Raw genomic sequence first — 18727 nt, 5'->3', positions numbered from 1 at the left:
TGGCGCAAATTTTTTGGAGATGATAAAGTTAATTGAGCAATGGCATTAAAAATAACCAGTAAATGTATTAATTGTGATATGTGTGAGCCTGAATGTCCTAACGAGGCTATCTCTATGGGGTTTGATACTTATGAAATCGATCCCAACAAATGTACTGAATGTGTCGGTTATTATGATCATTCAACTTGTCAGCGTGTTTGCCCCATTCAAAATGCTATTATTGCTGATCCTGAGCATATCGAGACCCATGATCAGCTATTGGCAAAGTTTGAGCAACTAAAACACACAAATTAACCCGTTAGTTTGCTTTTACTTCAATACGCAATTCTTTAGGAATTTCAAAGGTAATATTTTCTAAAATCCCGTCTGTTTCGATCAGTGATGTGCAACCCAAACTTTTCAAATGTTCAATAACCTGTTGCACTAAAATATCGGGCGCAGATGCGCCTGCCGTTACGCCCACCGTGCGAGCATTAATTAACCATTCTTGTTCAATATCGGTGGCATAATCAATCAAATAAGCATTTTTACTGTTGCGTCTGGCAAGTTCAGCTAATCGGTTGGAATTGGATGAATTTTTTGAGCCGACGACAAGTATCACATCTGCTTGTGATGAAAGTTGTTTTACGGCTTGTTGTCGATTGGTTGTGGCATAACAAATATCATTTTTACGCGGGCTACGGATTTTAGGAAATCGTACTTTTAAGGCAGCAATGATTTCCGCCGTATCTTCCACTGATAAGGTCGTTTGGGTGGTAAAGCACAGGTGATCTTCGTTTTTGACTTGTAATGTTTGAACATCGTTTATCGATTCAATCAAATAAATACCACCATTAGGATTATTGTATTGACCTAATGTACCATCCACTTCAATATGCCCGGCATGACCGATTAAGACTACTTCTTCACCACGATAACTGGATCTTGCCACTTCCATATGAACTTTAGTCACTAACGGGCAAGTCGCATCAAAGATACGAAGTTTTCGTTTTTTTGCTTCTTCACGCACCGCTTTAGATACACCATGCGCAGAAAAGATAAGAATACTATCGTCAGGGACTTCGTCAATTTGTTCAATAAAAATTGCGCCTAGCTCTTTCAAGTTGTTAACCACATAGCGGTTATGCACCACTTCATGGCGAACATAAACAGGTGCGCCAAAGAGTTCAAGTGCGCGTTCAACGATCGTGATAGCTCGATCAACACCAGCACAAAAACCTCGAGGGTTAGCTAAAATAATTTGCATGTTATTCGGTCTTTTGGGGTTTTTTATAACTACTTAGAATAAATAATCCAATACCGATACAAATCGCACAATCAGCAATATTAAAGGTTGGGTAGTGCCAGCAACCGAAATTTACATCTAGAAAATCAACCACAAAACCATGATAAAGGCGGTCAAATAGGTTGCCTAATGCACCACCTAATATAAGTGATAGTGAAAAATTTTCTAATTTTTGCTGTCGTTTGTTACGATAAAGCATATACACAATGGCACCACTAATGAGTAAAGCAACGGCTGCAAGCATCCAACGTTGACCTTCAAAAATACTAAATGCAGCGCCAATATTTTGTACATAAGTAATCGAGAAGAAAGGTAACACGTTGATTGATTCATAAAGGTTGAATTTATTTAGGATCCAAAATTTACTAGCAATATCAACAAAGAACACAATTGTGCTAATAATTAACCAGTAAAGTCCATTCTCTTTTTTCATAAAGTTCATGCTCATGATGATATTTCGCCGACTGTTGTCGGCGCTTAATGTAATAAGTGGCTATAAGCTATTGTCTTATAGCCGTGTTTATCTGTCATTCTATTGCTAGGCGAAATGTCTAACTTCACCCTTACCATGAATGTTTTCTTCACAGCGTTTACATAAGTGTGTTGTTGGTTCATTATCAATGGTGTAATGCCAACAGCGAGGACACTTATCACCTTGCGCTTTCGTGAGCTCGATTTTAAGACCGGCTATATCACTTTGTACTGCCTGTTGTGGCGCACTGTCTAGTGGTTTCACGCTGGCTTGTGACGTGAGTAGTACAAAGCGTAATTCGTTCTCTAATTTAGCGAGTGCTGTGGCAATCTGATCGTCTGCATAAAGGGTAACAGCGGCTTCAAGAGAACCACCAATCACTTTATCGTTACGACCTTGTTCTAGCACTTTGTTTACTTCGCTACGAATTGCTAGAATTTGCGCCCAATACTCACTATTTAATGTTTCATTATCGGATAAACTAAATAGTTCGTTATACCATTCATCTTCAAATACAAATTCTGATTTTTCGGCTGAAGGTAAATATTGCCAAATTTCATCAGCGGTAAAAGATAGTACCGGCGCTATCCAACGTACCATTGCTTGAGCAATATGATATAAGGCAGTTTGGCAACTATGACGAGCAACGCTATCACTTTTTGCAGTGTACTGACGATCTTTAATAATATCTAAATAGAATGATCCCATTTCAATTGAACAGAATTGCATAATACGTTGTACGACTTTATGGAAATCATAGCTTTCGTAAGCTTGGATAATTTGATCTTGTGCCTCTTTTGCCATGCTGACCGCCCAGCGATCCAGTACCACCATATCTTCAGGTTTGATCATGTCTTTAGCTGGATCAAAGCCGTTTAAGTTAGCCAGTAAAAAGCGAGCTGTATTACGAATACGACGGTAACTATCCGCTGCACGTTTGATGATTTCGTCAGAATAGCTCATTTCACCCGAATAATCAGTCGAAGCAATCCATAGACGTAGAATATCTGCTCCGAGTTTACCCATAACTTCTTGTGGGGTAACGATATTGCCTAACGATTTAGACATTTTTCGACCTTGACCGTCAACCACAAAACCATGTGTTAACACTTGCTTATAAGGGGCTTTGTTATCAATCGCTGTTGATAGCATTAATGATGACATAAACCAACCACGATGTTGATCTGAACCTTCTAAATACATGTCAGCTTCGTGCCCTTCAAACTCAGGGCGTACACCGACTACCGAAAAGAAAGTTGATCCTGAATCAAACCAGACATCAAGGGTATCTGGCACTTTGCGATAATCGTCTGCATCGGGGCCAAGCAAATCTTTGATATCTGCATCCCACCACGCTTGGATACCGTGTTGTTCAACTAATTTAGCGACTTTTTCAACCAGTGCTAGGGTATCGGGGTGTAACTCTTCGGTCTCTTTATGGACAAATAACGTCATCGGTACGCCCCATGTGCGTTGACGAGAGATACACCAGTCAGGGCGATTAGCAACCATTGTCTCAATTCGTGCTTGTCCCCAATCCGGAATCCAGCGAACTTGTTTAATTTCTTGTAATGATTGGGCACGTAAACCTTGTTTATCCATGCTAATAAACCATTGCGGTGTTGCACGATAAATAACCGGTGTTTTGTGACGCCAACAACATGGATAGCTATGTTCAATATTTTCAAAATGAAGTAGCGCATTGTGGTCTTTTAATATGTCGATCACAACTTTATTCGCTTTAAATACAAATAAACCATCTAAGCCTGCACCTGTGCCCGGTAAATAGCACCCATTGCCACCAACAGGGTTAGCAACTTCAAGTCCATATTTTTGACCAACTAAAAAGTCTTCCGCACCATGGCCGGGCGCAGTGTGCACCGCACCGGTACCAGCATCAACCGTAACGTGTTCACCAAGTACAATGGGTTCATCAAAATCAAGGAAAGGGTGTTTAAAGCGTAATAGCTCAAGCGCATCACCTTTACAGCTGCCAAGAATTTTCCATTCTGAAATTTCGGCACGTTTCATGACGGATTCGACCAGATCAGTGGCTAAAATTAAGCATTCTTTATCGTTTATTTGTACCAGTTGATATTCAAACTCAGCATTTAAGGCAATACCTCGGCTAGCGGGTAATGTCCAAGGTGTTGTCGTCCAAATCACGGCATAAATAGTTAAATCGGTATGAACGCCAAATTTACTCGCAACAGCTTGGTTATCTACCGCTTTAAATTTTACATCTATAGCGGGTGAAGATTTATCATAATATTCTACTTCTGCTTCTGCTAACGAAGACATACAATCTGTACACCAGTAAACAGGTTTTGCCCCTTTGACTAAATGCCCGTTTTTGATGACTTTGCCTAACGCTCGAATAATGTTCGCTTCCGTATCGTAATTCATTGTGCGGTAGGGATTTTGCCAATCACCCAATACACCCATACGTATAAAATCAGCTTTTTGTAGTTCAACTTGAGAAGCAGCATAGTCACGACAAATTTGACGAAACTCAGCCGGTGTCACTTTTAAGCCTGGTTTGCCAACTTGTTCTTCAACTTTTTGTTCGATTGGCAGACCATGACAGTCCCACCCTGGAATATATGGGGAATCATAACCGCTTAAACCTTTTGATTTAATGATAATATCTTTGATAATTTTATTAACTGCATGACCAATATGAAGTTTGCCGTTTGCATAAGGAGGGCCATCATGCAAAATAAAGGCTTTTTTCCCTTTTTTTACTTGGCGGATTTTGCGATAAAGTTCTTTATCGTACCAGTTTTGCAACATCGCCGGTTCACGTTTGGCAAGATCACCTCGCATTGGGAAACCGGTTTCCGGTAAATTCAATGTATTTTTATAATCTGTCATGCTGATTTATTCCAGTTAATTTTGTTGATACTACTTTCTTAATTGGTTAATTGTGCACTGATCTTTTTCGCAGTGCAAACATCTTGTGTAATTTGTTCTTTTAACGCTGTTATAGAGTCAAATTTTTTCTCGTCTCGTAATTTTTCGAGGAAGGTGACGTCTAAATATTGTCCATAAATATCACCCGAAAAGTCAAATAGATTCACTTCTAAAATGGCTTTTTTTCCTTGAATAGTTGGTCTTATACCAATATTAGCAATGCCATAATAAGATTGTTGGCTACAACAATTTTTGACGTTAACTAAATAGACACCGTGTAAGGCTGGTTTTTTGCGGTGTAGTTGAATATTTGCCGTAGGAAAACCTAATTGCCTTGCTAATGCATTGCCATGAATAACACGCCCTTGAATGCTATATGGTCGACCTAATAGGCAACGAGCTAATTCAAAATCATTGTTGAGTAAAGCTTTACGCACCGCGGTACTACTAATTCGTAACTGATTCCAAACGTAGGTTGGCATGCTTTCGACAGTAAAATCATTTTTTTGTGCATAATGTTCAAGAAGATGAATATCCCCTTTACGTTCAAACCCAAACCGAAAATCATCACCAATAATAATATATTTGGCCCGTAACTGATTTATCAACCACGCTTGAATAAAGTCATCAGCAGACATTTTGGCAAAGGTTTGAGTAAACGGAACAGCAATAATATAGTCGATACCGAGTTTTTCAATAAAAATCACTTTTTCTTGAAATGAGGTTAATCGGGAAGGGGCATTTTCCGAACAAAAAAACTCTAACGGTTGCGGTTCAAATAGCATAACCACGGTTGGTAGATTTAATTTTTTACCTTGGGTGATTAAATGATTAATTAATTGCTGATGTCCTAAATGTACGCCATCAAAATTGCCCAATGTCAGTACGCACTGGGAAAATTGATTTTTTAAATTAGCAATACCGCGAATGATCTTCATGAAAATGTGTTATTTAACTGTGTAATTTAACTCAAGTAGCCGAGAATTATACCAATCTTTCTTGAAGATGCACGTAATATAAAGCTGATTTTCGGTTGTTTTTTATTTGAGTTTTAGGTTTTGATTATTGTTAAATATTCAATTCCCATAAGATTGTTACAAAAATCCGCTGAATTTAGGTTTACGTCAATTTTGATTGTTACCAAAAAATCCGACAATAAGCCAGCTCATTTGCCCGTTTTTTATATTCAGCTTGTTGCGCTTTAGGAATAAAAAAACGGTTTTTTTCTATCTCTTCGCACTCTTTTACATCACGTTTAATTTGTTCTGCTTCTTCTTTTGAAATTCGAAAGAAAACTGTATTAAATATACCGATTTTTGAATAGTTATCACCATGAAAAGTCACTCTGTTTTCTAAACCAAAATTTCTTTCTGATGGATAAGCGAGTCCATCGAAATTGTCTTGGGGTTTTGTGACTTTTCGCATCGCAATGGTTTGATCATTACCATAAACATAGTTTTCATTGATAAAGTAATTATCCCCTTGTTTACTTATTTCAACAAGATTGGCATAGGTTGCAGTATATTTAAAATCGGGACCACCTTCTACCCAAAAACCAATAAATTTATCGTTATTATTAGAATTATTAGACTCCTGTTCAGAGCATGCTGTTATCAATAATACCATAAAAATGAGTGATAAAAATTTCATTGAATATCCTTATATTAATAGTGATGTAATGCTCTTAAAAATTCTTGTCTGGTACTTGGATTGGTTTTAAATCCGCCACCCAGTGCGGTCGTGGTTGTCATACTGCTTGAATCTTTAATGCCTCTGGCTTTCACACAATAGTGAGTCGCATCGATTGAGACCGCCACATTTACCGTGCCAAGTAAGGTTTGAAGGGCAACGAGTATTTGTTGAGTTAATCTTTCTTGTACTTGTGGTCGCTGTGAAAAAAATTCAACAATCCGATTAATTTTGGATAAGCCAATAACTTTATCTTTAGGGATATAAGAGACGGTGGCTTTGCCGTCAATGGTGACAAAATGGTGTTCGCATACACTGGTTAAGGTAATATCACGAACGGTGATCATCTCGTCGACTTGCATTTTATTTTCAATGAGTGTGATTTTGGGAAAATTTTCATAATAGAGCCCAGAAAAAATCTCATCAACATACATTTTAGAGACACGATGTGGTGTTTCGGCAAGACTGTCATCAGTAAGATCCAACTCCATTAATTTCATGATCTCACGAAAATGTTCTTCGATTTTTGCCTTGCGCTCACTATTATCCATTGCTAAACGACAAGAAGGGGTTTCAAGATTTTTAGCTGCCAGTGCATCTTTAACTTTTTGTGCAGCAAGACTTAACTGTGTCATTAATCGTATACTCAGGTTAAAAAAGATACAGTATTATATAATACTCATTTTGCAATATACAGTTTTTTAAGTTAAAACTTTCTATTAAAACATTGTGTAAATATGAAAGATTTTTACATTTTATTGTTGTAGATAATAAGAATATTGTTGTTAATTGGGGTATACTGTTAACCATTATAGCGAATAACCTTTGGGTAATACTAATGCCAAATAAAACACCAATTATCCTGATTGATGGATCTTCTTATCTCTATCGTGCTTTTTTTGCATGTCCGCCGTTAACCAATGCCAAAGGTGAGCCAACAGGGGCTATTTTTGGTGTCATCAATATGATCCGTAGTCTGATTAATCAGTACAATCCGACACATATTGCTGTTGTTTTCGATGCTAAAGGCGGCTCTTTCCGTAACGAAATCTACAGCGAGTATAAAGCCACACGTGAGGCAATGCCGGAAAATCTTCGTCCGCAAATTGAACCAATTCACACTATTTTAAAAGCTATGGGTCTGCCTTTACTCTGTATTGAAGGTGTGGAAGCGGATGATGTGATTGGTACACTAGCAAGGCAGGCTGAAAAGGAGAATCTGGACGTTTTAATCAGTACCGGTGATAAAGATATGGCACAGCTTGTCAGTGATAAAATTACCCTGATTAATACCATGAATAATACGGTGCTTGATCCGAAAGGCGTGATGGAAAAATTTGGTGTGCCACCCGAAAAGATTATTGATTATTTAGCATTAAGAGGCGATTCGTCTGATAATATCCCAGGGGTTCCGGGAGTAGGTGAAAAGACGGCCCAAAGTTTATTAACTGAATTTAACAGTGTTAAAGATATCTATCAGCGTTTAGATGATATTGAAAAATTATCAATCCGTGGTGCAAAATCGTTAAAACAAAAATTGATTGATAATCAAAAAGAAGCCGAATTGTCTTATTTGCTGGCAACGATTAAAACCGATGTGCAATTAGATTTTACTAATGAACAGCTCATGTCGAGCGATATGGATGTTAATGCATTAAACGAATTATTTGCTTATTATGGCTTTCATCGTTGGCAAAAAGAGTTGATATCGGGCAGTTTTTTAAAAAATCAAAAAGCATCAGCGGTCAATGTGAATCAGAATATGCCGTTATTGGCGCAAGAACATTCATCCGCCAAAAATAAGCAGACTGATTATCAATGCATTTTGACTGATAAACAATTAGATCAGTGGGTAACCAAATTATCCCAAAGTCAACAATTTGCATTCGATACTGAAACGGATAATGTCGATCATGTGCATGCTAAATTAGTCGGGATTTCGCTCAGTATCACGCCGCATGAAGCTGCTTATATTCCACTTGCTCATCAATATCTGGGTGTTCCCGAGCAGTTACCGCTTGATAGCGTGTTGGCGAAATTAAAGCCAGTGCTAGAAAATCCGAAGATTAAAAAAATCGCGCAAAATGCTAAATTTGATTACAGCGTACTGGCTAACTATGGTATTAAAGTACAAGGTATTGCCTTTGATACCATGCTTGAATCGTATGTACTAAATAGTACAGAAAGACACGATATGGATAGCATGGCTAGTCGTTATTTGAATCATAAAACCATCACTTATAATGAGCTAACCAAGCAGGATAAAAAACAAGTGACCATTGATGCTATTGATGTTGAAAAAACGACTCAATACGCAGCAGAAGATGCAGATATCACGTTACAATTACATGAAAAACTGTGGCCAGAGTTAGAAAAAGATTCAAAATTAACTAAACTGTTTACTGATATTGAAATGCCTTTAGCCATTGTGTTGGCTGAAATGGAAAGAACAGGGGTATTGGTTGATGCTAAACAGTTAAATGATTATTCCCATGAACTTGCCAAACAGTTAATGGCGACGGAAGCCGAACTTCAATCATTGGCTGGTGAAAAATTTAATCCTGCTTCGCCAAAGCAGATTCAAGCAATTTTATTTGATAAGCATCAATTGCCGGTGTTGAAAAAGACGCCAAAAGGTGATCCGTCAACCAGTGAAGATGTGTTGAGTGAATTGGCTAATGACTACGAATTACCGCGTATGATTCTATTTTATCGAGGACTGGCCAAGCTTAAAAATACCTATACAGATAAATTACCTTTAATGATTAGTCCTATCGATCATCGTATTCATACAAATTATAATCAAATTGGGACAGTAACAGGACGTTTATCTTCCAATGATCCTAATTTACAAAATATTCCGGTACGCAATGAAGAAGGGCGTCGAATCCGCCAGGCATTTATCGCACCAGAAGGGTATAAGATTATTTCTGCTGACTATTCACAAATTGAATTACGCATCATGGCACATCTATCGCAAGATAAAAGTTTACTCAACGCCTTTGCCCATGACAAAGATATCCACCGAGTGACGGCGAGTGAAGTGTTAAGTAAACCTGAATCAGATGTGACGCCGGAAGAACGTAGACGCGCTAAAGCGGTCAATTTTGGTTTGATTTATGGAATGAGTGCTTTTGGCTTATCAAAACAAATCAATATTCCTCGAAAAGAGGCGCAATTCTATATCGATCGCTATTTTGAACGTTATCCGGGGGTACAAACTTACATGGAAGAGACCCGCCAATTGGCAGCACAGCAAGGTTATGTCGAAACCTTATCTGGTCGACGTTTATATTTGCCTAAAATCACCTCGACTAACGGCATTGAAAAACGAGGAGCCGAACGAGCAGCAATTAATGCGCCAATGCAAGGTACAGCGGCGGATATTATTAAAACTGCGATGATAAAAATGAGTGATTGGATTAACAACCAACCGTCTGGCAATATCAGAATGGTGATGCAAGTACACGATGAATTAGTGTTTGAAGTCAAACAAGAATTGGTTGATAAGTACAGTGCGCAAATCAAATCCATTATGGAAAATTGTTATCAATTATCTGTGCCATTAAAAGTCGATGTTGGCGTCGGTGATAATTGGGATGAAGCACACTAATTTTTCATCAGCATTAGTAAATTATAAGATGTTTACGGTTTTAGATTTAAATGCAAGCTTAAGCTTAAACATCTTGAAAATTTGTGATCGATTTTAAGGCGTGAATAGGCTATTGCTCAAACCTTTTAGCGTGTTAGAATAAGTAACGAAACTGAATTTATATCAAAATGTTATTATTCTGGTTAGTTAGTTAACCGAATTGAATAAAAGAGCGCGGTTAACGCTTTTTTCGTTTACGTGCTCTTTTTTATTATTATTAGGATTATTTCATGAAAATTAAAACCCGTTTTGCACCAAGCCCAACCGGTTATTTACATGTTGGAGGAGCACGTACTGCGCTCTATTCTTGGCTTTATACCCGTCATGCACAAGGTGCATTTGTCTTGCGTATTGAAGATACTGATCTAGAGCGTTCAACGCCAGAAGCCATTGAAGCGATCATGGAGGGAATGAATTGGTTAGAATTATCATGGGATGAAGGTCCTTATTTCCAAACTAAACGTTTTGATCGCTATAATCAAGTGATTGATGAAATGCTCGCTAAAGGAACAGCTTATCGTTGCTATTGCTCAAAAGAACGCCTTGAAAAATTACGGGAAGAGCAAATGGCTAAGGGCGAAAAAGCCCGTTATGATGGTCATTGTCGTTGTGATGAAGTCCAAAAACAACATAACCACAGTGAACCGCATGTTGTCCGTTTTGCCAATCCGATTGACGGTGTTGTCGTATTTAACGATTTAATCCGTGGCCCTATTGAGATTGCCAATAAAGAGCTTGATGATTTAATTATTCGACGAACAGACGGTTCACCAACTTACAATTTTTGTGTTGTGGTGGATGATTGGGATATGGAAATTACGCATGTGATTCGTGGTGAAGATCATATCAATAATACACCTCGTCAGATTAATATTCTCAAAGCATTAGGTGCACCGCTTCCTGAATATGGTCATGTATCCATGATTTTAGGGGACGACGGGCAAAAATTATCTAAACGTCATGGTGCGGTGAGTGTTATGCAATACCGTGATGATGGCTACTTACCGGAAGCTTTGCTTAATTATTTAGTTCGCTTAGGCTGGTCACATGGTGATCAAGAGATATTCTCCGTGCCTGAAATGATTAGTTATTTTACATTAGATGCAGTAAGCAAATCAGCTAGTGCGTTTAATACTGAAAAATTATTGTGGTTAAATCATCATTATATTAATCATTTAGATGCTGATTATGTCGCTCAACATTTAGTTTGGCATATGAATCATCAAGGCTATGATTTAACACAAGGCCCGGATTTAATCACAATTATTAAATTGTTTGGTGAACGTTGTAAAACACTTAAAGAAATGGCGGAATCATGCCGCTATTGTTATCAAGATTTTGATGATTTTGATGCTGATGCCGCTAAAAAACATTTGCGCCCCGTAGCTAAAGAGCCGTTAGAACTCATCAAAGCTAAAATTGGTGCAATTGCTGATTTTGACTGGCAAATTGATAAAATTCATCATGCTATTGAAGCCACGGCGACTGAACTTGATGTTGGAATGGGTAAAGTGGGGATGCCATTGCGTGTTGCCGTAACAGGAATTGGGCAATCGCCATCCGTGGATGCAACGGTATTTGCCATTGGCAAAAAACGAACACTATCTAGAATTGATAAAGCATTAGCTTATATCGCACAGCGAGAACAGTCACCAGCGTAATATGATTTCATTGCCGAGCAACACTCGGCAATAAACCTTGCTAAGTAGAGAGTTTATTTATGGCTCGCTTGAAAAAACGCTATTGGTTTTCATTTATTTTTATGCTGATTATTTCATTGCTAGGTCTGTTTGGATGGCAATATTGGTTGTCTTTTAAGCAAAAAAATCAGTTAACCTTAGATTGGCATGGCTTCAATATTGGTTTTGATGGGGTATCATTTGATACTTTTACCGTTTCTCAGCAATCACAATTATCCTTAACGGCAAAAAATTTGCATGTTTCGTGGTCAAATCTATCAGCAGAAAATGTAGATATCTATTGGCAGCCCGTTAACGCTAAAGTAGAGAATATTAGCGATCATGGAGTTGATGGTGAGGCTGATCATCCTGATCGATCTGAATTTGATACCTCATCTTTTTCATCAATGTTGTATTGGTTACCTAAAGCTATTCATATTCATTCGTTGCGATTTTATCAAAACAAAGTGCCTTTGTTTGATATCAAGCTAGATATGAATAAACAGCCACAAGCTATACAGCTTGAGTTATCCACCAATACCCAATATGCTGCAAAGTTATCGACTGTTTTACAATTTAATGAAGCCGATTCGCGTATTGAGATTCAACATGGCATGTTAACGACCTCATTAGCTCAATTTGGCATACAAAATGGCGATTTATCCTTACCGTTTAAAGGATCGATAACTCAAAAACAGCTTACACTAACCAATTTGAATGATGCGTCATTTAGCTTAAAAAAAGCGAATGTTTCGGAAGATTTCATTGTTAATGATCTAAGAGGAAATATCCGCTTTCAAGTTCAGTCACCGCTTCCATTTCAATTGAATCAAACTTCAGCGACAGGTCAATTAACGATTAGTGAGTTTAATGGTCTTTATAAAAATAGTGAGATTAAATCGGCAACAGGTAATATTAATCTTTCGGTTAACAACAATAATTTTACGCTTTCCACATCTGATTTACATATCCAAGAAATCAATCTTGGCATCGGTTTTGAAAAAGTTAATGTTGCTGGCGCTTATTCGTCAACTTTAACTGCACCGACAAGAGGCATCATTACGTGGAAAAAATTACAAGCGAGGCTATTTTCTGGTCAGCTGTTTGTTGATAAAGGAAAATTGAATTTAACCAGATTGCCTCAACAAATTAATGTCAGACTAAAACAAATACAGTTAAAAGATGTGTTAGCCAAATATCCGGTTGAAGGGCTTGCCGGTAATGGGGCGATAGATGGCATCTTACCAATTACATTAAGCGAAGTTAAAAACAAAAATGAGCTATCATATAAGTTGGTAATTAAAAATGGTCAACTAGTTTCAACTAATCAGGGTGAATTACAGTTTGAAAATTCAGCGCTAAAAGATTATGTAAAAAATAATCCAAATATGAAAATACTCACTGATATTCTTAAAAATTTTCATTATACTAAGCTATCGAGTAAAGTTGATTACGCTAATGATATTGCTAAGTTGGGTCTGACTATTCAAGGAAATAATTTAGATGTGCAAAATGGTAAAGCGGTGAATTTAAATATCACGCTTGAAGAAAATATCGCTAAATTAATGACCAGTTTACTCTTATCAGACCAAATAAGTGAACCGATTCGTAAACGAATTGAAGCACGATTGAAAAAAAATCATGATAAATGAAAGAGGCTATTTTTATGATACGGAATGTGATTGCAGTCATGGTAGTGAGTAGCGTATTAATGGGATGCTCACCGACGGTTAGAGTTCAGGCTCCCAATGAACCAATAAACATAAATCTAAATGTTAAAATAGACCATGAAATCAACATAAAGGTTGATAAAGCGTTAGACAATGTAATTAATAAATCTGGTTTATATTAATTATTTATTAAAGATTCACGATTATATTTTGGTTGGCGTTGTCAAAAGTGAATTAAAAGTGTAAATCACTTTGGCGTTAATAAAATATAAAGTATTTATTAAAGGGGTTATTATGACTATTTATAAAAAGTTAACGATTGCATTATTAACAGCAGCTTTATCTTTACCCGTGTTTGCATTAAATTTAGATCAAGCGATTAACGCATTAAGTCAAGCAAAAGCGAGTGGTTTAGTGGGCGAACAAGAGGATGGTTATTTAGGTGTAGTTAAAAACGAAAGCAATGCAAGTGAAATAGCGCAACTCATTAATCAAGCGCGTAAACAAGAATATCAAAAAGTTTCTGCTGAAAGTAACGTTCCTTTGAACGAAGTTGAAGTGAGAGCGGGAACAAAAGCTCAGGAAAAAACACCTGCTGGACAATTTATAAAACAACAAGGTCAATGGAAAAAAAAGTGATGATGTTATAAAGTCGTTAAGTTCTTTTTGCAACGATAGGAAAAGTATCACGACTTGGGACTTTAATTGTTTATAAATAGTGTGTATGCTGTCTACCTTTATTATTTGCGCTTTAAGCTGGGTAAGAATAAAGGGCAAAGTAATTTAAAATAAAAAATTTTTTCAAATTTTCATATAGTTATTTTTACGTACAAATAGTATCGCGTTTGCGATTTTAAGTGGAGAAAATCAATGTGTTCGATTTTAGGTATTCTTGATATTAAATCAGATCCGGAACAACTACGAACAAAAGCATTAGAACTATCAAGTCTACAGCGTCATCGTGGGCCGGATTGGTCTGGTATTTTTGCTTCTGATAAAGCAATTCTTGCTCATGAACGTTTATCAATTGTAGATGTTAATACAGGATCTCAACCGCTTTATAATAAAGATAAAACTCTCGTTTTAGCGGTGAATGGCGAAATTTATAATCATCAAGAACTCCGAAATCAGTACAAAGATCGCTATGAATTCCAAACAGGTTCTGACTGTGAAGTTATCTTAGCGCTCTATCAAGAAAAAGGAATTGATTGTCTTGATGAACTACAAGGTATGTTTGCCTTTATTCTTTATGATATTAATAAAGGTACTTACTTTATTGGTCGTGATCACATTGGTATTATCCCAATGTATATGGGTCACGACGAAAATGGTACATTCTATGTCGCCTCTGAGATGAAAGCGTTAGTACCTGTTTGTAAAACGATTGAAGCTTTTCCTCCTGGATGCTATTTATCGAGCACTGAAGGTGAAATTAAAACCTACTATAAACGTGATTGGATGGATTACGAAAATGTCAAAGATAATAAAACAGACATTAATGCGCTTCGTATAGCATTGGAAGAGTCTGTTAAAAGCCATCTTATGTCAGATGTGCCTTATGGCGTTTTATTATCTGGTGGGCTTGATTCTTCCGTTATTTCGGCAATCACTAAAAAATTCTCAGCGCGTCGTGTTGAAGATCATGAAAAATCTGAAGCTTGGTGGCCACAATTGCATTCATTTGCAGTGGGTTTAAAAGGTGCGCCAGATCTTAAAGCAGCACAAGCGGTTGCCGATCATCTTGGTACAGTTCACCACGAAATTAACTTTACTATTCAAGAAGGTATTGATGCCATTCGTGATGTCATTTATTTTATTGAAACTTATGATGTCACAACTATCCGTGCTTCTACGCCAATGTATTTAATGGCGAGAAAAATTAAAGCAATGGGTATTAAAATGGTGTTATCTGGTGAAGGTGCAGACGAAGTATTTGGTGGTTACCTCTATTTCCATAAAGCGCCAAATGCTAAAGAGTTCCATGAAGAAACGGTGCGAAAATTAGCCGCGTTACACATGTATGATTGTGCACGTGCTAATAAAGCGATGGCGGCATGGGGCGTTGAAGCTCGTGTTCCATTCCTTGATAAGAAATTCTTAGATGTGGCAATGCGCCTTAATCCGAAAGATAAAATGTGTGGTAGTAACGGAAAAATGGAAAAACACATTGTTCGTGAAGCATTTGAATCTTATTTACCTGCGTCTGTGGTTTGGCGTCAAAAAGAGCAATTCTCTGATGGTGTTGGTTATAGTTGGATCGATACTTTAAAAGAGATTGCAGAAAGCAAAATTACTGATCAACAATTGGAAAATGCAAAATTCCGTTTCCCTTATAATACGCCAACGTCGAAAGAAGCTTACATGTACCGAGAAATTTTTGATGAGCTATTCCCGGTTGAAAGCGCAGCACATTGTGTGCCGGGTGGTCCAACTGTTGCTTGTTCTACGGCAAAAGCGATTGAATGGGATGAGTCATTCAAAAATCTTAATGATCCATCAGGCCGTGCGGCAGTAGGTGTACATAATGATGCTTATAAAAAATAAGCGTTAAATGTTGTTATTCATTGATATAAAAAAACGGGGAAATTACCCCGTTTTTTATTGCTTTCATCACTTGTTTTAATAACAGCGACAATTAGTGAGCAGCGCCTTTAGGTGCACCAATTGGTAAAATAGTGCGTCCGTATTGTTCGTTAAGTACTTCAGCCATTGCTAAATAAATTGCACTTGCACCACAAATAATCCCTTCAAAGCCTGCGATATGAATGATGCTGTGATTACCAGAAATATTACCAATTGCTAATAAAGCAAACAGGACAGTTAAACTAGCAAAAACAAATTGTAATACTCGATTACCTTTTAACGTACCGATAAACATGAATGCGGTGAAAATCCCCCATAATGCGAGGAAGATACCAACAAAGGTTGCATCGGTTGGTGCTGTTGCTGGTGAGGTTGGTAAATACCAAATGCCAACAAGCGCAATCCAAAAGAAACCATATGAAGTAAACGCTGTTGTCCCAAAAGTATTACCTTTGCGAAATTCTAAAATTCCAGCGATCACTTGTGCTAGTCCACCATAAAAAATACCCATAGATACGATTGCTGTCATCACAGGGAAAAATCCCGCATTATGAATATTCAATAAAATGGTTGTCATACCAAATCCCATTAGTCCTAGTGGACCTGGATTTGCAAGTTTAGTTTGTTCCATAAGGATCCTATAAAATGTGTCTTAATAAAAAAAGAGCGGCAATAATAAGTGTAGAAAACTTTATAATCAAGATTTATGCAAAAATAATTTTTCATTCCCCCCCTTGATATTAATAATAATGTTCCCATCTATGTGGAAACACTAACATTTCTTTGACTAAATTAAAGACTTGAAAATCACAATTTCAGTCTTATATATAAGAAATAAAATACAGGTTTTGAGGAGAAAAGATTATGGGTAAAATTATTGGTATCGATTTAGGTACAACAAATTCATGTGTTGCAGTAATGGATAATGGTCAAGCTAAAGTTTTAGAAAATGCTGAAGGCGACCGTACAACCCCGTCGATTATTGCTTACACACAAGATGGTGAAATTTTAGTTGGTCAACCAGCAAAACGTCAGGCAGTAACAAATCCACAAAATACATTATTTGCCATTAAACGTTTAATTGGTCGTCGTTATGAAGATGCTGAAGTACAACGTGATGTGGGTATTATGCCATATAAAATTGTTAAAGCTGATAACGGCGATGCATGGGTAGATGTAAAAGGTCAAAAAATTGCGCCACCACAAATTTCTGCTGAAGTACTAAAGAAAATGAAGAAAACTGCAGAAGATTATCTTGGTGAGCCAGTAACAGAAGCGGTTATTACTGTTCCTGCTTATTTTAATGACGCACAACGTCAAGCAACTAAAGATGCGGGTCGTATTGCTGGTTTAGATGTTAAACGTATTATCAACGAACCAACAGCTGCTGCATTAGCGTATGGTTTAGATAAAGATGTCGGTAACCGCACAATTGCAGTCTATGACCTTGGTGGTGGTACATTTGATATTTCAATTATCGAAATTGATGATGTCGATGGCGAAAAAACTTTCGAAGTATTAGCAACTAATGGTGATACTCACTTAGGTGGTGAAGATTTTGACTCTCGTTTAATTAACTATTTAGTTGATGAGTTTAAACGTGAACAAGGTTTCGATCTTAAAAATGATCCACTTGCAATGCAACGTTTAAAAGAAGCAGCAGAGAAAGCAAAAATCGAATTGTCATCAGCGCAACAAACGGATATCAACTTACCTTATATCACAGCTGATGCATCAGGCCCTAAACATTTAAATATCAAAGTGACACGCGCTAAACTTGAATCTTTAGTCGAAGATTTAGTTAAACGCTCAATGGAACCAGTGAAAATAGCATTAAAAGATGCAGGTCTTACTGTTTCTGATATTAAAGATGTGATTTTAGTTGGTGGTCAAACCCGTATGCCAATGGTACAAAAAGCGGTTGCAGACTTCTTTGGTAAAGAACCACGTAAAGACGTTAACCCTGACGAAGCAGTAGCAGTAGGTGCTGCGGTACAAGGTGGTGTATTAGGTGGTGATGTTAAAGATGTATTATTACTTGACGTTACACCATTGTCTTTAGGTATCGAAACGATGGGTGGTGTAATGACTACCTTGATTGAGAAAAATACGACTATTCCAACTAAACATAGTCAAGTGTTCTCAACGGCTGAAGACAATCAATCTGCGGTAACGATTCATGTATTACAAGGTGAGCGTAAACGTGCTGGTGATAATAAATCACTAGGTCAATTTAACCTTGATGGTATTCAAGCTGCACCACGTGGTATGCCACAAATTGAAGTGACCTTTGATATTGATGCCGATGGTATCTTACATGTATCAGCAAAAGATAAAAATACTGGTCGTGAACAAAACATTACCATTAAAGCTTCTTCAGGTTTAAGTGAAGAAGAAATCCAAAAAATGGTCAATGATGCGGAAGCGAATGCTGAAGCTGACCGTAAGTTTGAAGAGTTAGCACAAGTACGTAACCAAGCAGATCACCTTGTTCACTCAACTCGTAAACAAGTGACTGATGCAGGCGATCAATTATCTGCTGATGATAAAAAAGCGATTGAAGATGCGGTAACTGCATTAGAAAATGCTGCTCGTGGTGAAGATAAAGCTGAAATTGAAGCTAAAATCAATGCGTTAATGGAAGCATCAAAAAAATTACTTGAATTGGCTCAACAACAAGCTCAAGCAGATCAATCTGCAGGTCAAGCAAATAATGGTAGCGCTTCGGCACAAGATGATGTTGTTGATGCTGACTTCAAAGAAGTTGATGATGATAAAAAATAA

The 18727-nt window shown here is 37.3% G+C and carries 15 protein-coding genes; 8 read left to right on the top strand and 7 right to left on the bottom strand.

Features of this window, described 5'->3' with window-relative positions; all coding sequences use genetic code 11:
• The first annotated feature begins 39 nt into the window (after positions 1 to 39).
• Positions 40 to 294, top strand: coding sequence for a YfhL family 4Fe-4S dicluster ferredoxin (locus ACKJXD_RS08270; protein ID WP_220216264.1), 255 nt, complete (start codon positions 40 to 42; stop codon positions 292 to 294).
• 4 nt (positions 295 to 298) lie between these two features.
• On the opposite strand, the gene ispH is transcribed toward ACKJXD_RS08270, so the two are convergent.
• The 6 genes from ispH to folE form a co-directional block, all read right to left on the bottom strand.
• Positions 299 to 1246, bottom strand: coding sequence for a 4-hydroxy-3-methylbut-2-enyl diphosphate reductase (gene ispH / locus ACKJXD_RS08265; RefSeq protein ID WP_220216265.1), 948 nt, complete (start codon positions 1244 to 1246; stop codon positions 299 to 301).
• A 1-nt stretch (position 1247) separates the two neighbouring features.
• Positions 1248 to 1718: a signal peptidase II gene (gene lspA, locus ACKJXD_RS08260; protein ID WP_430876039.1), complete on the bottom strand. Its 471-nt coding sequence runs from the start codon at positions 1716 to 1718 to the stop codon at positions 1248 to 1250.
• 105 nt (positions 1719 to 1823) lie between these two features.
• A complete protein-coding gene (gene ileS / locus ACKJXD_RS08255; protein WP_430876038.1) occupies positions 1824 to 4631 on the bottom strand; it encodes an isoleucine--tRNA ligase in 2808 nt (935 codons plus the stop codon).
• Between the two features lie 38 nt (positions 4632 to 4669).
• Entirely contained in the window at positions 4670 to 5608 is a 939-nt protein-coding gene (gene ribF / locus ACKJXD_RS08250) for a bifunctional riboflavin kinase/FAD synthetase (protein WP_267350226.1), read from the bottom strand.
• A gap of 199 nt (positions 5609 to 5807) precedes the next feature.
• The gene (locus ACKJXD_RS08245; protein WP_267350228.1) at positions 5808 to 6320 is read right to left on the bottom strand and encodes a hypothetical protein; all 513 of its coding nucleotides are present in this window, start codon (positions 6318 to 6320) and stop codon (positions 5808 to 5810) included.
• A gap of 14 nt (positions 6321 to 6334) precedes the next feature.
• Positions 6335 to 6994 (bottom strand): GTP cyclohydrolase I FolE, encoded by a 660-nt coding sequence (gene folE, locus ACKJXD_RS08240; protein WP_220216270.1) that lies wholly within the window; start codon positions 6992 to 6994, stop codon positions 6335 to 6337.
• Positions 6995 to 7197: 203 nt separating this feature from the next.
• On the opposite strand from folE, the gene polA reads away from it, so the two are divergent.
• The 6 genes from polA to asnB all read left to right on the top strand — a co-directional run bounded on the left by polA (position 7198) and on the right by asnB (position 15904).
• Entirely contained in the window at positions 7198 to 9972 is a 2775-nt protein-coding gene (gene polA / locus ACKJXD_RS08235) for a DNA polymerase I (RefSeq protein WP_430876037.1), read from the top strand.
• A gap of 269 nt (positions 9973 to 10241) precedes the next feature.
• Positions 10242 to 11672 (top strand): glutamate--tRNA ligase, encoded by a 1431-nt coding sequence (gene gltX, locus ACKJXD_RS08230; RefSeq protein WP_065558509.1) that lies wholly within the window; start codon positions 10242 to 10244, stop codon positions 11670 to 11672.
• A gap of 59 nt (positions 11673 to 11731) precedes the next feature.
• A complete protein-coding gene (locus ACKJXD_RS08225; RefSeq protein WP_430876036.1) occupies positions 11732 to 13342 on the top strand; it encodes an intermembrane phospholipid transport protein YdbH family protein in 1611 nt (536 codons plus the stop codon).
• A gap of 14 nt (positions 13343 to 13356) precedes the next feature.
• Positions 13357 to 13542: a YnbE family lipoprotein gene (locus ACKJXD_RS08220; RefSeq protein WP_065558684.1), complete on the top strand. Its 186-nt coding sequence runs from the start codon at positions 13357 to 13359 to the stop codon at positions 13540 to 13542.
• A 112-nt stretch (positions 13543 to 13654) separates the two neighbouring features.
• Positions 13655 to 13999, top strand: coding sequence for a YdbL family protein (locus ACKJXD_RS08215; protein WP_430876035.1), 345 nt, complete (start codon positions 13655 to 13657; stop codon positions 13997 to 13999).
• A gap of 231 nt (positions 14000 to 14230) precedes the next feature.
• Positions 14231 to 15904: an asparagine synthase B gene (gene asnB / locus ACKJXD_RS08210; RefSeq protein ID WP_220216275.1), complete on the top strand. Its 1674-nt coding sequence runs from the start codon at positions 14231 to 14233 to the stop codon at positions 15902 to 15904.
• A 91-nt stretch (positions 15905 to 15995) separates the two neighbouring features.
• Here the strand turns inward: asnB and satP are convergent, their stop codons facing one another.
• On the bottom strand, positions 15996 to 16574 hold the full coding sequence (gene satP, locus ACKJXD_RS08205; protein WP_065558513.1) for an acetate uptake transporter: 579 nt from the start codon (positions 16572 to 16574) through the stop codon (positions 15996 to 15998).
• A gap of 233 nt (positions 16575 to 16807) precedes the next feature.
• On the opposite strand from satP, the gene dnaK reads away from it, so the two are divergent.
• Complete coding sequence (gene dnaK / locus ACKJXD_RS08200; RefSeq protein WP_430876034.1) at positions 16808 to 18727, top strand: molecular chaperone DnaK; 1920 nt, start codon at positions 16808 to 16810, stop codon at positions 18725 to 18727.

This window comes from Gilliamella sp. G0441 (assembly GCF_050589305.1).
Lineage (GTDB): Bacteria > Pseudomonadota > Gammaproteobacteria > Enterobacterales > Orbaceae > Gilliamella.
The sequence above is the reverse complement of the archived record's forward strand: the minus strand, read 5'-3'. Positions and strand labels throughout refer to the sequence as shown.

Excerpts from the sequence above, each read along its gene's own strand:
- ACKJXD_RS08270 (WP_220216264.1), top strand. The coding sequence starts at position 40 with ATGGCATTAAAAATAACCAGTAAATGTATTAATTGTGATATGTGTGAG.
- ispH (WP_220216265.1), bottom strand. The coding sequence starts at position 1,246 with ATGCAAATTATTTTAGCTAACCCTCGAGGTTTTTGTGCTGGTGTTGAT.
- lspA (WP_430876039.1), bottom strand. The coding sequence starts at position 1,718 with ATGAAAAAAGAGAATGGACTTTACTGGTTAATTATTAGCACAATTGTG.
- ileS (WP_430876038.1), bottom strand. The coding sequence starts at position 4,631 with ATGACAGATTATAAAAATACATTGAATTTACCGGAAACCGGTTTCCCA.
- ribF (WP_267350226.1), bottom strand. The coding sequence starts at position 5,608 with ATGAAGATCATTCGCGGTATTGCTAATTTAAAAAATCAATTTTCCCAG.
- ACKJXD_RS08245 (WP_267350228.1), bottom strand. The coding sequence starts at position 6,320 with ATGAAATTTTTATCACTCATTTTTATGGTATTATTGATAACAGCATGC.
- folE (WP_220216270.1), bottom strand. The coding sequence starts at position 6,994 with ATGACACAGTTAAGTCTTGCTGCACAAAAAGTTAAAGATGCACTGGCA.
- polA (WP_430876037.1), top strand. The coding sequence starts at position 7,198 with ATGCCAAATAAAACACCAATTATCCTGATTGATGGATCTTCTTATCTC.
- gltX (WP_065558509.1), top strand. The coding sequence starts at position 10,242 with ATGAAAATTAAAACCCGTTTTGCACCAAGCCCAACCGGTTATTTACAT.
- ACKJXD_RS08225 (WP_430876036.1), top strand. The coding sequence starts at position 11,732 with ATGGCTCGCTTGAAAAAACGCTATTGGTTTTCATTTATTTTTATGCTG.
- ACKJXD_RS08220 (WP_065558684.1), top strand. The coding sequence starts at position 13,357 with ATGATACGGAATGTGATTGCAGTCATGGTAGTGAGTAGCGTATTAATG.
- ACKJXD_RS08215 (WP_430876035.1), top strand. The coding sequence starts at position 13,655 with ATGACTATTTATAAAAAGTTAACGATTGCATTATTAACAGCAGCTTTA.
- asnB (WP_220216275.1), top strand. The coding sequence starts at position 14,231 with ATGTGTTCGATTTTAGGTATTCTTGATATTAAATCAGATCCGGAACAA.
- satP (WP_065558513.1), bottom strand. The coding sequence starts at position 16,574 with ATGGAACAAACTAAACTTGCAAATCCAGGTCCACTAGGACTAATGGGA.
- dnaK (WP_430876034.1), top strand. The coding sequence starts at position 16,808 with ATGGGTAAAATTATTGGTATCGATTTAGGTACAACAAATTCATGTGTT.